The 13,301-nt window shown below is 63.4% G+C and carries 12 protein-coding genes and 1 riboswitch; of the genes, 6 read left to right on the forward strand and 6 right to left on the reverse strand.

Features of this window, described 5'->3' with window-relative positions:
- Positions 1 to 119 precede the first annotated feature (119 nt).
- Positions 120 to 1,394: an S-methyl-5-thioribose kinase gene (mtnK, locus tag LB519_RS10305; protein WP_127370734.1), complete on the forward strand. Its 1,275-nt coding sequence runs from the start codon at positions 120 to 122 to the stop codon at positions 1,392 to 1,394.
- Positions 1,391 to 2,485: an S-methyl-5-thioribose-1-phosphate isomerase gene (gene mtnA, locus LB519_RS10310; RefSeq protein ID WP_013532924.1), complete on the forward strand. Its 1,095-nt coding sequence runs from the start codon at positions 1,391 to 1,393 to the stop codon at positions 2,483 to 2,485. The genes mtnK and mtnA overlap by 4 nt, the downstream gene beginning before the upstream one ends.
- Before the next feature lie 10 nt (positions 2,486 to 2,495).
- Here the strand turns inward: mtnA and LB519_RS10315 are convergent, their stop codons facing one another.
- Positions 2,496 to 3,035, reverse strand: a complete 540-nt coding sequence (locus LB519_RS10315) for an Lrp/AsnC family transcriptional regulator (protein WP_013532925.1) — start codon at positions 3,033 to 3,035, stop codon at positions 2,496 to 2,498.
- A gap of 49 nt (positions 3,036 to 3,084) precedes the next feature.
- Here LB519_RS10315 and LB519_RS10320 point away from each other — a divergent pair, with 49 nt between their 5' ends.
- From LB519_RS10320 to fba, 3 genes are all read left to right on the forward strand, one after another.
- Positions 3,085 to 4,254, forward strand: coding sequence for an MFS transporter (locus LB519_RS10320; protein ID WP_063167605.1), 1,170 nt, complete (start codon positions 3,085 to 3,087; stop codon positions 4,252 to 4,254).
- Positions 4,255 to 4,320: 66 nt separating this feature from the next.
- Positions 4,321 to 4,463, forward strand: a riboswitch (FMN riboswitch).
- A 77-nt stretch (positions 4,464 to 4,540) separates the two neighbouring features.
- Positions 4,541 to 5,014 carry a 6,7-dimethyl-8-ribityllumazine synthase gene (locus LB519_RS10325; RefSeq protein WP_224619772.1) on the forward strand — a complete coding sequence of 158 codons (474 nt, stop codon included), beginning with the start codon at positions 4,541 to 4,543 and terminating at the stop codon, positions 5,012 to 5,014.
- A gap of 165 nt (positions 5,015 to 5,179) precedes the next feature.
- Entirely contained in the window at positions 5,180 to 6,244 is a 1,065-nt protein-coding gene (gene fba / locus LB519_RS10330; protein ID WP_013532928.1) for a class II fructose-bisphosphate aldolase, read from the forward strand.
- Between the two features lie 57 nt (positions 6,245 to 6,301).
- On the opposite strand, the gene ftsZ is transcribed toward fba, so the two are convergent.
- Positions 6,302 to 7,336 carry a cell division protein FtsZ gene (ftsZ, locus tag LB519_RS10335; protein WP_224619773.1) on the reverse strand — a complete coding sequence of 345 codons (1,035 nt, stop codon included), beginning with the start codon at positions 7,334 to 7,336 and terminating at the stop codon, positions 6,302 to 6,304.
- Between the two features lie 483 nt (positions 7,337 to 7,819).
- Here ftsZ and LB519_RS10340 point away from each other — a divergent pair, with 483 nt between their 5' ends.
- A complete protein-coding gene (locus LB519_RS10340) occupies positions 7,820 to 9,175 on the forward strand; it encodes a glutamine synthetase family protein (protein WP_013532930.1) in 1,356 nt (451 codons plus the stop codon).
- 6 nt (positions 9,176 to 9,181) lie between these two features.
- On the opposite strand, the gene LB519_RS10345 is transcribed toward LB519_RS10340, so the two are convergent.
- The 4 genes from LB519_RS10345 to LB519_RS10360 all read right to left on the reverse strand — a co-directional run bounded on the left by LB519_RS10345 (position 9,182) and on the right by LB519_RS10360 (position 13,075).
- On the reverse strand, positions 9,182 to 9,979 hold the full coding sequence (locus tag LB519_RS10345) for an aspartate/glutamate racemase family protein (protein WP_224619775.1): 798 nt from the start codon (positions 9,977 to 9,979) through the stop codon (positions 9,182 to 9,184).
- Positions 9,976 to 11,247, reverse strand: coding sequence for a dicarboxylate/amino acid:cation symporter (locus LB519_RS10350; protein WP_263484662.1), 1,272 nt, complete (start codon positions 11,245 to 11,247; stop codon positions 9,976 to 9,978). Before LB519_RS10350 ends, LB519_RS10345 begins: the two co-directional genes overlap by 4 nt.
- A gap of 92 nt (positions 11,248 to 11,339) precedes the next feature.
- Positions 11,340 to 12,179, reverse strand: a complete 840-nt coding sequence (locus tag LB519_RS10355) for a substrate-binding periplasmic protein (RefSeq protein WP_224619780.1) — start codon at positions 12,177 to 12,179, stop codon at positions 11,340 to 11,342.
- 206 nt (positions 12,180 to 12,385) lie between these two features.
- On the reverse strand, positions 12,386 to 13,075 hold the full coding sequence (locus tag LB519_RS10360) for an SDR family NAD(P)-dependent oxidoreductase (RefSeq protein WP_224619782.1): 690 nt from the start codon (positions 13,073 to 13,075) through the stop codon (positions 12,386 to 12,388).
- Positions 13,076 to 13,301: the final 226 nt, after the last annotated feature.

Raw genomic sequence — 13,301 nt, forward strand, 5'->3', positions numbered from 1 at the left:
TGACGCTATGGGCTGTATCGGCAATTGTCAACACGATTGACAATTGCCAGATCGCTTCCTAGCTTGGCCCGGCCGCCACGCCTCCGTTATGTTGGAAGCGCATATGCGGGAGGATAACGATGACTGAAGAATTGCCGTTCGAAGCCCTGTCGGTCGAAACCCTGGCTGCACGCCTTGGCGGCAACGAGGCGCTGTGCGCGAAGATCGGCAAGGACACTGGCGCCTGGAAGGTCCGCGAGGTCGGCGACGGCAATCTCAACCTGGTGTTCATCGTCGAGGGCGCCAGCGGTGCGGCCGTGGTCAAGCAGGCCCTGCCCTATGTCCGCCTGGTCGGCGACAGCTGGCCGCTGCCGTTGAAGCGCTCCTTCTTCGAGTATCACGCGCTGACCAGGCAAGAGGCGCGCGCGCCGGGCTCGGTGCCGGCGATCCATTATTTCGATGAAGGCCAGGCGCTGATCATCATGGAATATCTTGCGCCGCCGCATATCATCCTGCGCCGTGCCCTGATCGACGGCCGCCAACTGCCGAACATCGCCCGGGATATCGGCCTGTTCATGGCCCGCACGCTGTTTCGCGGCTCCGACCTGCATATGGCCGCCAAGGACCGCAAGGCCGATCTGGCGCTGTTCGCCGACAATGTCGAGCTTTGCGACATCACCGAAAACCTGGTGTTCTCCGATCCCTATTTCGATGCCAAGATGAACCGGCACACCTCGCCGCAGCTCGACGGCCTGGTCGCCGAACTGCGCGCCGACCGCGACCTCAAGGTCGAGGCGCAGCGGCTGAAGCACATCTTCGCCGCCAATGCCGAAACGCTGCTGCATGGCGACCTGCATTCCGGTTCGATCATGGTCACCGACACGGAGACCCGGATGATCGATCCGGAGTTCGCCTTCTACGGCCCGATGGCTTTCGACGTCGGCATGCTGCTTGCCAATTTCTGGATGTCCTTCTTCTCGCAACGCGGCCACGAACAGAAGGGCAAGCGCGACGCCATGCGCGCCTATCTGCTCGGTGTGACGGTCGAGACCTGGTCGGTGTTCCGCGCCGAGTTTTCGCATCTATGGCGCAGCGAGCGCACCGGCATGCTCTACCAAAAGAGCCTGTTCGAGGATCAGGGCGACATCCTTGCCTCAGAGCAGGCGCTCGACCATGTGCTGCACCAGATCTGGACCGACCTGCTAGGCTTTGCCGGCGTCGAAGTGCACCGGCGCATCCTCGGTCTCGCTCACAATGCCGATTTCGAGACCATTGCCGACGAGGATCTGCGCGCCAGTTGTGAAGCAAAGGCGCTGAAATTCGGCCGCCACCTCGCCGTCAACCGGCGCCAGATCCACAGCATCGACGAGGTCAACCAACTGGCCGCGCTGATCGAACAGGAGAGCAGCATTTGAACGTCGGCGACCGCCACTATCGCACCATCTGGCTGAGCGACGACGGGCGTTCCGTCGATATCATCGACCAGCGCTGGCTGCCGCATGATTTCCGCATCGAGAGGATCGGCACGGTTGCCGGCATCGCCACCGCCATCCGCGACATGTGGGTGCGTGGCGCGCCTCTCATTGGCGTCACCGCTGCCTATGGCGTCGCCATGCAGATGGCCGACGATGCGTCGGATGCAGCGCTCGACGCCGTGTGGGAGACCCTGCACGAGACGCGGCCGACCGCGATCAATCTGCGCTGGGCGCTGGACGAAATGCGGCGCTTCCTGCGGCCTTTGCCTACCGAACAACGCGCTGCAGCCGCCTATCGGCGGGCCAGTGAGATCGCCGACGAAGATGTCGGCCTCAACCGCGCCATCGGCGAGAACGGTCTCACCATCATCAAGGCGATCGCGGCGCGCAAGCAGAAGGGCGAGCCGGTCAACATCCTGACCCATTGCAATGCCGGCTGGCTGGCGACGGTCGATTACGGCACCGCGACCGCGCCGATCTACCTGGCCACAGAAGCCGGCATTCCGGTCCATGTCTATGTCGACGAGACGCGGCCGCGCAACCAGGGCGCCCAGCTGACCGCCTGGGAGATGGCCGGGCACGGCGTGCCGCACACGCTGATCGTCGACAATGCCGGCGGCCATCTGATGCAGCGCGGCGCAATCGACATGGTCATCGTCGGTACCGACCGCACCACGGCCGACGGCGATGTCTGCAACAAGATCGGCACCTATCTCAAGGCGCTCGCCGCCGCCGACAACGACGTGCCGTTCTATGTCGCGCTGCCGTCGCCGACCATCGACTGGACGGTGCATGACGGACTGGCCGAAATCCCGATCGAGCAACGCTCGGCCGACGAGGTCTCGCTGGTCTGGGGCAAGACCGCCGCCGGCGAGATTGCCCAAGTGCGCATTTCGCCTGAGACGACGCCGGCGGCCAACCCGGCCTTCGACGTGACGCCGGCGCGGCTGGTGACCGGCCTGATCACCGAGCGCGGTGTCGCCAAGGCCTCGCGCGAGGGCCTGAAGCAGATGTTTCCCGAGCGGGCGTAGCCGCTCGCTTCTAGTACAGAGGCTCGGCCATGTGCTTGGGTGTCGGCCAAGTCTCGGTGATACCCGGCTGCACCGGCCGCTCCAGATAGGTCGAGAGCACCACATAGCTGCGCGTCGAGGTGACGCCCGGCGTTTCGTAGAGGCGCGCCAAAAGGCCTTCGAGGGCCCTGGTGTCTTCGGTGCGGACCTTCAGCAGCATGCAGGTGTCGCCGGCGACGGTATGGATTTCCTCCACTTCGGGATATTGCGAGACCGCCATCAGTTCCGGCGTCTTTCCCCAGCCCCTGGTGTCGATATGGACAAAGGCGAGCAAAGGCTTTTTCACCGCCCGGGGATCGATGATGGTGACCGTGTTGCGGATGGCGCCGCTGCGCCGGAGCCGTTTGACCCGCTCATGCGCTGCCGGTGGCGACAAGCCGACGCGATCGCCGAGTTCGGCGTAGCTGATCGTGGCATCATCGACCAGGACACCTAATATTCTTCGGTCTATCGCGTCGAGATCGCGGGCCGCCGGCCTGTTCTGCAGAATGCCATCTGTTTCTTCATCCATGGCGAAATTCCTGGTTCTCCGCTGAATAGAATACGGCCATTATGCCGATATGTCGAACATTGATCAACTTGCACCATTGACTGCCCGAGCCCCGATCCCGGCGCTTGCCTATCTGTTGACGGGCTGCATCGCGGTCATCGGCTCGAACTCGCTGGTGCTGGGTCCGATTGCACCGGCTGTCGCCTCTTCGTTCGGAACCAGCGTGCCGGCCGTGATGATTGCGGCGGCCGCGTTCGGCCTCGGCACCTCTGCCAGCGCGCTGTTCCTGGCGCGCTACATCGACCGGCTCGGTGCTCGCAGAATGCTGCAGGGCGCACTGCTGCTGTTGGCACTGGCGCTGGTCGCCAGCGCCGCGGCACCCACGGTGATCATGCTGGTCGCCGCACAGCTGCTGGCCGGCATCGCCGCCGGCGTCGCCATGCCGGCGATCTATGCCAGCGCGGCGGCCATCGCCCCACCGGGCAGGGAGAGCGGCACGATCGGCGTCGTGCTGACCGGATGGACGCTCAGCATGGTCGCCGGCGTCTCGCTGTCGGCCGTGCTTGCCGATCTTGTGCATTGGCGCGCCGTTTTCGTGGCGGTCGCGGTGCTTGCGGCCCTTGCATGGATGGGACTGACAGTGACGTCGCTCAGCGACACCAGGAAGGCCGGACCGGCGCCCGCCCCGCTGGAAGCGCTCGGCATTCCCGGAATCTTGCCGCTGCTGGTCGCGTGCGCGGCCTTCATGACTTCGTTCTACGGCGTCTATGGCTATCTCGGCGACCATCTTCATGTCGGGCTTGGACAGCCGGTGAGTGCCAATGGCCTGGCGGCGCTTGCCTACGGCATAGGCTTCGGCACCGCTGCTCTGCTCGACGGCGTCATCGACAGACTGGGTGCGCGGCGCGTCATGCCGTTTGCCTATCTTCTTGTCGCCGTCGTCTACGTCGCGATGGCGGCGACGAGCGACAGTTTCGGGCTGACCTTGACCATGGTGGCAATCTGGGGACTGGCCAATCATTTCGGCCTGAACGTCCTGGTGATGCGCCTGTCGGCGCTCGATCCGTCGCGGCGCGGCACGATCATGGGGCTGAACAGTGCGGTGACTTACCTCGCGGTCTTTGTCGGCACCACCAGCTTCGGGCCGCTTTATTCCAACTTCGGCTTTGCTGTCTGCGTGATGGTTGCAGCACTGCTCATGCTGATCGCCGCATCGGCGGCGGCGTGGCGCACGCGGTAGTCGAACGTGCTTGGCCCAACCTTCTCACGGTTGACAGCAGCGTCCTGCCCTTTCATACAAAGCCGTTAATGTTCTCAGGGCGGGGTGAAAGTCCCCACCGGCGGTAAGGGTTTCTACCCAAGCCCGCGAGCGCTTTCCAATCGGAAAGGTCAGCAGATCCGGTGTGATTCCGGAGCCGACGGTTACAGTCCGGATGGAAGAGGACGAAACGGAAGCCGGCCCGCTTTTTGCGGGCTTAATCCGTATCGTGCGTCCTGATTCTGGTTCGAAACGGAAGGATGGACCCATGAATCAGCATTCCTATAAAGACTATGAAACGACCCGCATCGCCGTTATCCGCGCGCGCTGGCATGCCGACATCGTCGACCAGTGCGTACAGGCCTTCGAAGCTGAACTGGCCTCTCTGGGAGGCGAACGCTTCACCGTCGACATTTTCGACGTGCCCGGCGCCTATGAGATCCCCCTGCATGCCAAGACCCTGGCCGGGACCGGCCGTTATGCCGCGATCCTCGGCACGGCCTTTGTGGTCGATGGCGGCATCTACCGGCATGAGTTCGTCGCAAGTGCTGTCATCGACGGCATGATGAACGTGCAGCTGTCGACCGGCGTGCCGGTGCTGTCGGCGGTGCTCACCCCGCACAACTACCACGACAGCGCCGAGCACCACCGCTTCTTCTTCGAGCACTTCACCGTCAAGGGCAAGGAAGCGGCGAACGCCTGCGTGCAACTCCTGGCGGCGCGGGACCTGATCGCGGCCTGAGGTCGTCAAACTGGCCGGATTTCAGCCCTGCAACAAGAATTGCGATCGAGAAGCGCTCCGAAGGTTGCGGTTCCCTTGAAATCCCGCCAGAAGCATCAAGGGCCGACCGGGCAAACCGGCCGGCCCGCGACGTTGCGCTTGAAACCAGATACGGGAGACTATTGGGTGGCTCGCATAACACTGAGACAATTGCTCGACCACGCCGCCGAATACGGCTATGGCGTGCCCGCTTTCAACATGAACAACATGGAACAGGGCCTCGCCATCATGGAGGCCGCCGAGGAGACCAAGTCGCCGGTCATCCTGCAGGCTAGCCGCGGCGCGCGCGCCTATGCCAATGACGTGGTGCTGGCCAAGCTGATCGACGCGCTGGTCGAAATCCATCCCGACATTCCGGTCTGCATGCATCTCGACCATGGCAACAACGAAGCCACCTGCGTCACCGCGATCCAGTACGGCTTCACCTCCGTCATGATGGACGGATCGCTGAAGGAAGACGGCAAGACGCCGGCCGACTACGCCTACAATTCCGGCATCACCAAGCGCGTCGTCGACATGGCGCATTGGGGCGGCGTGTCCGTCGAAGGCGAGATCGGCGTGCTCGGCTCGCTCGAGAGCGGCGGCGGCGAGCAGGAAGACGGCCACGGCGTCGAAGGGGCGATCAGCCACGACCAGCTTTTGACCGATCCCGAACAGGCGGTCGAGTTCGTCAAGGACACCCATGTCGATGCGCTGGCGGTTGCCATGGGCACCAGCCATGGCGCCTACAAATTCTCGCGCAAGCCGGACGGCGCGGTGCTGGCCATGAACGTCATCGAGGAGATCCACCGCCGCCTGCCGAACATGCACCTGGTCATGCACGGCTCGTCCTCGGTGCCCGAGGATCTGCAGGAGATCATCAATAAATATGGCGGCCAGATGAAGCCGACCTGGGGCGTGCCGGTCGAGGAGATCCAGCGCGGCATCAAGCACGGCGTGCGCAAGATCAACATCGACACCGACAACCGCATGGCGCTGACCGGCGCCATCCGCAAGGTGCTGACCGAGAACCCGAGCGAGTTCGACCCGCGCAAGTATCTGACACCGGCCATGGCCGCCATGCGCAAGCTCTGCAAGGAGCGCTTCGAACAGTTCGGCACCGCCGGCAACGCGCAGAAGATCAAGCCGCTGCCGGTCGCCGAAATGGCCAAGCGCTACAAGTCGGGCAGTCTGGACCCGAAGTTCGGCTGAGCTGAACGCTGGTATCGAGGGCAGGAGCGCGGCAGCGCCCTGCCCGTTTACCGAACACTATTGAAGCGTCCGCGCCGGCTGACCGGCGTGGTCGCGCGCGATGCCGGCGTCGGCATCCTCGGCGCCAAAAGCACGGTCGAGGCCCGTCGCCACGACCGAGACCCTGAAGCGGCCTTCCATGCCCTTGTCGAAGATGGCGCCAACGATGATGTCGGCATCCTCGTAGACCTCTTCGCGAATGCGGGTGGCGGCCTCGTCGACTTCAAACAGGGTCATGTCCCTGCCGCCCGATATCGAGACCAGCACGCCCTTGGCGCCTTTCATCGACACTTCGTCGAGCAGCGGGTTGGCGATCGCGGCTTCGGCCGCCTTCATCGCGCGGCCTTCACCGGAAGCCTCACCGGTGCCCATCATGGCGCGGCCCATGTCGCGCATCACGGATTTGACATCGGCGAAGTCGAGATTGATCAGGCCTTCCTTGACGATGAGATCGGTGATGCAGCTGACGCCGGCATAGAGCACCCGGTCGGCAATGACGAACGCATCGGCGAAGGTGGTCTTGGCATCGGCGATCCTGAACAGGTTCTGGTTCGGGATGACGATCACCGTGTCGGCGCTCTCGCGCAGCCGCTCGATGCCTTCTTCGGCCATCTGCATGCGGCGCCGGCCTTCAAAGGTGAACGGCTTGGTGACGACGCCAACCGTCAGGATGCCGGCTTTGCGCGCCGCCTGGGCGATGATTGGAGCCGCACCGGTTCCCGTGCCGCCGCCCATTCCGGCGGTGACGAAACACATATGTGTGCCGGCCAGATGATCCATGATCTCGTCGAGCGATTCCTCGGCCGCGGCGCGACCGATCTCGGGAAGCGATCCGGCGCCCAGCCCTTCGGTGACATGAGCGCCAAGCTGGATCAGCCGCGTCGCCTTGGACATGGTCAGCGCCTGCGCGTCGGTGTTGGCGGCGATGAATTCGGTACCCTGAAGCTGCTCGGCGATCATGTTGTTGACGGCATTGCCGCCGCCGCCGCCGACGCCGATAACGGTGATCTTGGGTCTCATCTCGGAGATTTCGGGCTTCTTGAGCTCGGCCATGCCTGTTTCTCCTTCGTCAATTGCGCGCGCTTCACGACCCACCCGCAGACTGCCTTGGGCATATTGCAATCGAGCGGCATGACGCGAATCAGTCCGTTGCGATGGGTACCCCAAAAAGCCAGACAGCGGCCAGAGGTGCAAGTGCATGCGAGGTCAAGATTTGTGATGACCGTTTTGCACAGCGTGGCTCGGGCGCTGCGTGCGCCGGATCTTACCGCAGCGAGCTCGCCGATCCCGCCGATAGCGGCTGCGCGCTGGTTTACCGGCTCGTGCTTGGCATTCCGCCCTCCAACCTCTATGTTGCGATCGCAGATCGCGCAATTGGTTTTGAAATGCCTCCCGACATACCAGCTAGTGACTTGAAAAAATAAGGAAAAGCGCTTGGCGACAGCCACGTCTGTTTTCCTAAAACTCACCAGCTATTTTTACCAGGGACGTGCGGCCGGTCAGGCTGCGGCACCTTCGAAAACCAGAGGTTTTAAATTGAGCGATGCAATTGCGGACGTTTTGAACTGGCTTGAAAGCAGAACCGACATCCAGAGCCTGAGGGCGGCGGTGTGCGACCTCAACGGCATCATGCGCGGCAAGCGCATTCCCGTCGAGCAGGCAAGAAAGGCGCTGGAAGGCAAGCTGCGCATGCCTTTTTCGCTGATCGGACTGGATGTCTGGGGCGAGGACATCGAAGGCAACAGCCTGGTTTTCTCGACCGGCGATGCCGATGGCCTGTGCCAGTGGACCGGGCGCGGCATTCTGCCGGTGGCCTGGACGGCGCATCCGACGGCACTTGTCCCGCTGTGGCTTGCCGACGAAAGCGGCGCGCCCTATCTCGGCGACCCGCGACGGGCGCTGGCCCGCATCCTCGATCGTTACAAGGCCCTGGGCCTGACCCCGGTCGCGGCAACGGAACTCGAATTCTACCTCGTCGATCCGCAATCGCAGCGGCCGGTCGGCCCTGTCTCGCCGGTGACCGGACGCCGGCTCGATTCCGACGCGGCGCTGTCGATCGACGAAATCGACGATTTCGAATCCTTCATCCATGACGTCTACGAGGCTTGCCGGACGCAAGGCATTCCCGTCGACACGGCCATCGCCGAAAACGGCGTCGGTCAGTTCGAGATCAATCTGAACCATGTCGCGGACGCGTTGCGGGCGGCTGACGATGCGGTGCTGTTCAAGCGCACGGTGAAGGGCATTGCCCGCAAGCACGGCTTTGCCGCCTGCTTCATGGCCAAGCCCTATGGCGACCGGGCGGGCAACGGCTTTCACGTTCATTTCAGCCTGGTCGACGGTGAAGGGCGCAACGTCTTCGACGACGGCACCGACCAGGGCTCGGAGACCATGCGCCATGCAGTCGGTGGCCTGCTTGCGGCAATGGCCGAGAGCACGCTGGTATTCGCGCCGCACTTCAATTCGTACCGCAGGCTGCGCCCAAGATCCTATGCGCCAACCGCGGTCGCCTGGGGCTATGAGAATCGCATGGTCGCGATCCGCATTCCGGGCGGGCCGACCGCTGCTCGCCGTATCGAGCACCGCGTATCGGGAGCCGACGCCAACCCCTATCTGGTGCTCGCGGCCATATTGGGCGCCGCGCTGACCGGCATCGAAAGACAGTTGTCGCCAGGTGATCCGATCGGCACAGACGGCCAGGGACTTCCGCCGGCAAAGCTGCCGCCGGACTGGGCATCCGCGATCGCCGCCTTCGAGAGCGGGACGCATGTGGCGGAGATTTTTCCAGCCATCCTGCGCGACTCCTTTGTGGCCTGCAAACGCCAGGAGCTGAACACGTTCGCGCTCAATGTCAGCGATTTCGAGATCGAGACATACCTCGAGAGCGTCTAGATCGGGTTACGCCAGTACGGCCAAGCTGGCGCGCATCGGCCAATCATGTCCTGGCGGCCGCGATACGGTCGGCAGGCCTCGGGCTTCCTGCGTACAGAACCCTAATCGCGTCAGGCAGGCTCGCGCCAGGGCCGCATTGCTGTCGATGACGACCAATCCATTCACGTCGTTGAGGCTGGCAGCCACCACCGACAGTTCGGTGCAGCCGAGCAGGGCGGCATCGGCGCCGGCCGCTTGCGCGATGTCGAGCGCGCGCTCGGTTTCAACCGCCGCATCCACGATCGAACCCGCCTTGACGAGGCCGATCGCGCTGTCGACGCACGCCTGAAATTCGGTGTTCGAGGGAAGGCAGAGCTCAAATCCCGCCGCCGACATCCTGTCCTGATAGAAGCCGGAGGCCAGCGTGCCTTGGGTGGCGAGAACAGCAACCCGGCCCCGCTCCAGGCTACGACGCGTCTCCGCCACCACGGCGTCGCCGATATGGATGATTTCCGCGCGCGAATTCGCCGCCAGTTGGTCGTACCAATGATGGGCGGTGTTGCACGGCATCGCGACGCAGGCGACGCCGAGCGCATTGAGCGTCGCGACCGCGGCTTTCAAAGGCGCCAGCGGGCCGTCATGGCCGGCAAGGATGGCTTCGGTCCTGTCGGGCAGCTGCGGTACGCTGAGGATCACGGCAGGCACATGTTCGTTGTCTCTGAACGCCTGGGTCATCCGGGTCAATTTGAAGTAGAAGTCAGCCGATGCAAGCGGCCCCAGGCCGCCGATAATGCCGAGCTGGGGACGGATGCTGTCGTCGATCATCTGGCAGGCTCGGCTTCGAGCTGTTCCGAGACGTTTTCAGGCTGTGCCGCCTCCCTGTGGCTGGGAGCGATCATTGCCGTACTCGCTGCGACGGTGCAGACGCTGGCCAGCGTCATGAACGTGTCCACGGCCGCATCCACCGCAACGAACAGGGCGAACGCCGCCTCGAAGGGAAGCTTCAGGTAGCCGCAGACGATGGACATCTGCGACAGGATGAGCAGGCTGCCCATGCCGCCGGTGGTGAGGGCGAGAAGCGCCGAGATGATGCCGACGAGCACGAGGTCGGGGACTGCAAGCGGATGGCCGTAGAGCTGGGCGATGAACAGCGCACCCGAAGTGTAGAGCAGCGCCGGGCCTGTGCGCAGCAATGCCGCCTGCAGCGGCACCAGCAGTTCCACGACCACCAGGCTGAACCGCAGGCGCTCGCTCAAAAGGTTGATGACCCATGGCAGCGAGGCGACCGTAGAGCGTGTGGTGATGGCCACCATGAGAAGCGGCTGGCAGGTCTTGATCGTCGTCCAGTAGCTTCGTCGCGACCGGATGGCGATAATGGCAAAGGCCCCGGCAACGAATATGAGGCAGGAAAGACCCATCACCAGCAGGTAACCGCCCATCAGCGTGAGCGGCTTGGTTCCGGTCGACGCGGTCTGGTCCGCGATCAGGATGAAGGTTGCAAAGGGCAACCCCCAGATGAACCAGTTGGTCAGCACCGTACAGGCCCTGTAGACCGCGTTGAGCGCCTGCGTCAGGCTCATGGACGAGGGCTGGGGAATCTTCCCCATCGCGAGCCCGAAAAGCAGGCAGAACAGCAGAACCTGGATGGTCTGTCCCGAGGCCAGCGCATTGAAGACGTTGTTCGGCACCAGGTCGAGCAGGATCGAATGCCCGCCGCTGGGATCCCCATTGGAGGGCGGCGGCTGGAACGGGAAGGCGAGATCGGTGGACACGCTGCCTTGCGAATTGATGAACTCGCCAAGCTCGATGCGCGACTGGGGATTCTCGATCTGGCCCGGCTGCAGGATCAGCGACAAGGTGCCGCTCACCAGCACGGCCAGGAACGACACGACCAGCACGGCCATACCCACCTTACCGAGGTAGCGGACCGATTTCGGGTCCTGGACCATCGCCGTGATGGAGAAGATGACCGATGAGACCAAATAGGGCAGGACGACCATCTTGAGGAAATTCAGGTAGAGTTGTGCGACAGGGCTGATCGCATGGGCAAAGTCTGGATAGTAGAGGCCGCACAGGATTCCTGCAGCAATCATCGCAATCGTCGTCACCGGCGATCGCAAGATACGCCTAGCCGCGAGGCGCCAATCGAAAGGCAGGGGTCCGGCTACGTCGGAGATGGCCATTGTCAGGCTTTGCTCCCCAGGCGATAGCGGGCGATGATCTCGTCCGTGTTGAGAATCTGCTGACCCCGCGCGAGGTCAAGATACAGATCGACAAAGGCCGCGAGATGCGGATTGTCCGGCCGCACGCCGACTGCGATCGTATCGACCTTGTCAGTCAGCGTGATGGAGCGCGCTACGACTGTCATCGACGGATCGTCGACCATCAGCTTCTTGATCTCGAAATCATCGCGATAGGCCATGTCGATCGTCCCGTTTCGGATCGCATCGATGATCAGATCCCAGCTTGCCAAGCGATGGATTTGCGCATGTGGGAAAGTCGTGGCCGCATAAGTGGCGAAGGAAGAGCCCTCGATCACGCCGAGATCGCCTGAGAAATCACGGACAATCTGTTCTGGCGGCTTGCCTTGCGCGATACGCGCCAGGTTGAGGCGGTTGGCGATCAGCCCTTGCCGCAGCATGGCGTAGGGGCGGGAATAGATGATCGACCGGCCGCGCTGAAGCGTCCTGCTGAGCTTGCCAATCGCCATGTCGGCCTGTCCGGAACTGACCTGTCTGACGATATCGTCGAACGTTGCGGCGGATCGGTCGAACACCGGCTCGACCCCAAGCGCCGCGGCGAAGCCGTGGGCCAGTTCCATGTCTATGCCATTGTCCCCCGATCCGTCGGCCGGGAAGAACGGATTGGAAGCGAAGGCCGGCATTGCGATGCGCAAGACATCGCCGCTCGCGATCGGCGTTGGGGCGTTCTCCGACTGCTGTCCTGGAGTGTTGGCCGCCTGGGCTTGCGAGATCAGCAACCCGCCGCTCCCGGCCGCAAGCAGTGTACGACGTGTAACCGGCATACGCGTTCTCAATTAGACCGGGAAAGCCAGCAAGATGCACAACCGACGTTAAACAAACGTATATATTACACTGCGCTTTTTTATGTATCGGATAAGCAGCTCAGAGTCACAAAATATTAGTATCACCTAATGTAAAAGGAGTGGCGGAAGGATCGCGTTACTTCCCGCCAGGCGATCAGTTGGCCCCTAGGCGATCAGCTGCACTGTCAAAACGTCTCTGCCCAGGGCCGCAGCTCAAGCTCCGAGCTCCAGGCGCTGCGATGCTGGCGATGGGTTGTAAGATAGGCCTCGGCGATGGCGTCCGGCGATAGACGGCGGTCCGGCCGGTCGGGATCGGCCACCTGTCCGGGCGGCTCGATCTGGCCGTCGATGATGAAGTGGGCGACGTGGATGTTCTGCGGAGCGAGCTCGCGGGCCATGGACTGCGCCAGGCCGCGCAGGCCGAATTTCGGCATGGCGAAGCCGGCTGAGCCGGGAAATCCCTTCACGCTGGCGGTGGCGCCGGTGAACAGGATCGATCCGGAACCCCGCGCCAGCAGCCGGCGCGCCGCCTGCTGGCCGACCAGGAAGCCGCCATAGGCGCCGACCAGCAATGCCTGTTTGACCGCTTCGGCATCGAGCTCGGCGATCGGTCCGCGGGTGCGCGCGCTGGCGTTGAACACTGCAAGCGCCAGCGGGCCGGCCTTGTCTGCGGTGTCGAACAGGCTGGCGACGGACGCAACGTCGGCAACATCCGTCTCGACGGCCAGCGCCTCGGTTTCGTCGGTCAGAGCGCTGAGCTTCTCGACATTGCGGGCGGCCAGAACCACGCGAAAGCCTTCCCGGGTGAGAAGGCGCGCAAGCGAGGCGCTCAGACCAGCGCCGGCGCCTGCAATGACGGCCACATCGGATGCCATGATTTTTCACTCCTTGCGGATTTCGGCGGAAGCGTTCGCCAGATCAGGCAAGGTCGCGCCTTCGGGGCTGACAGGCAAGAGGTGGCATCTCGGCGGTTGTTGAGCCAGACACGGCTGCAGAACCGACGTTGCGCGGTCCAGCATCGCCTGTGGCGCTACGAAGGCCGTTCGGTCTTCAGCACCGAGACCGCCACTTCGACAGTGGCAAGGCTTGGACCTTGCCCGC

Source organism: Mesorhizobium sp. AD1-1, from assembly GCF_020164655.1.
Taxonomy (GTDB): Bacteria; Pseudomonadota; Alphaproteobacteria; order Rhizobiales; family Rhizobiaceae; genus Mesorhizobium; species Mesorhizobium ciceri.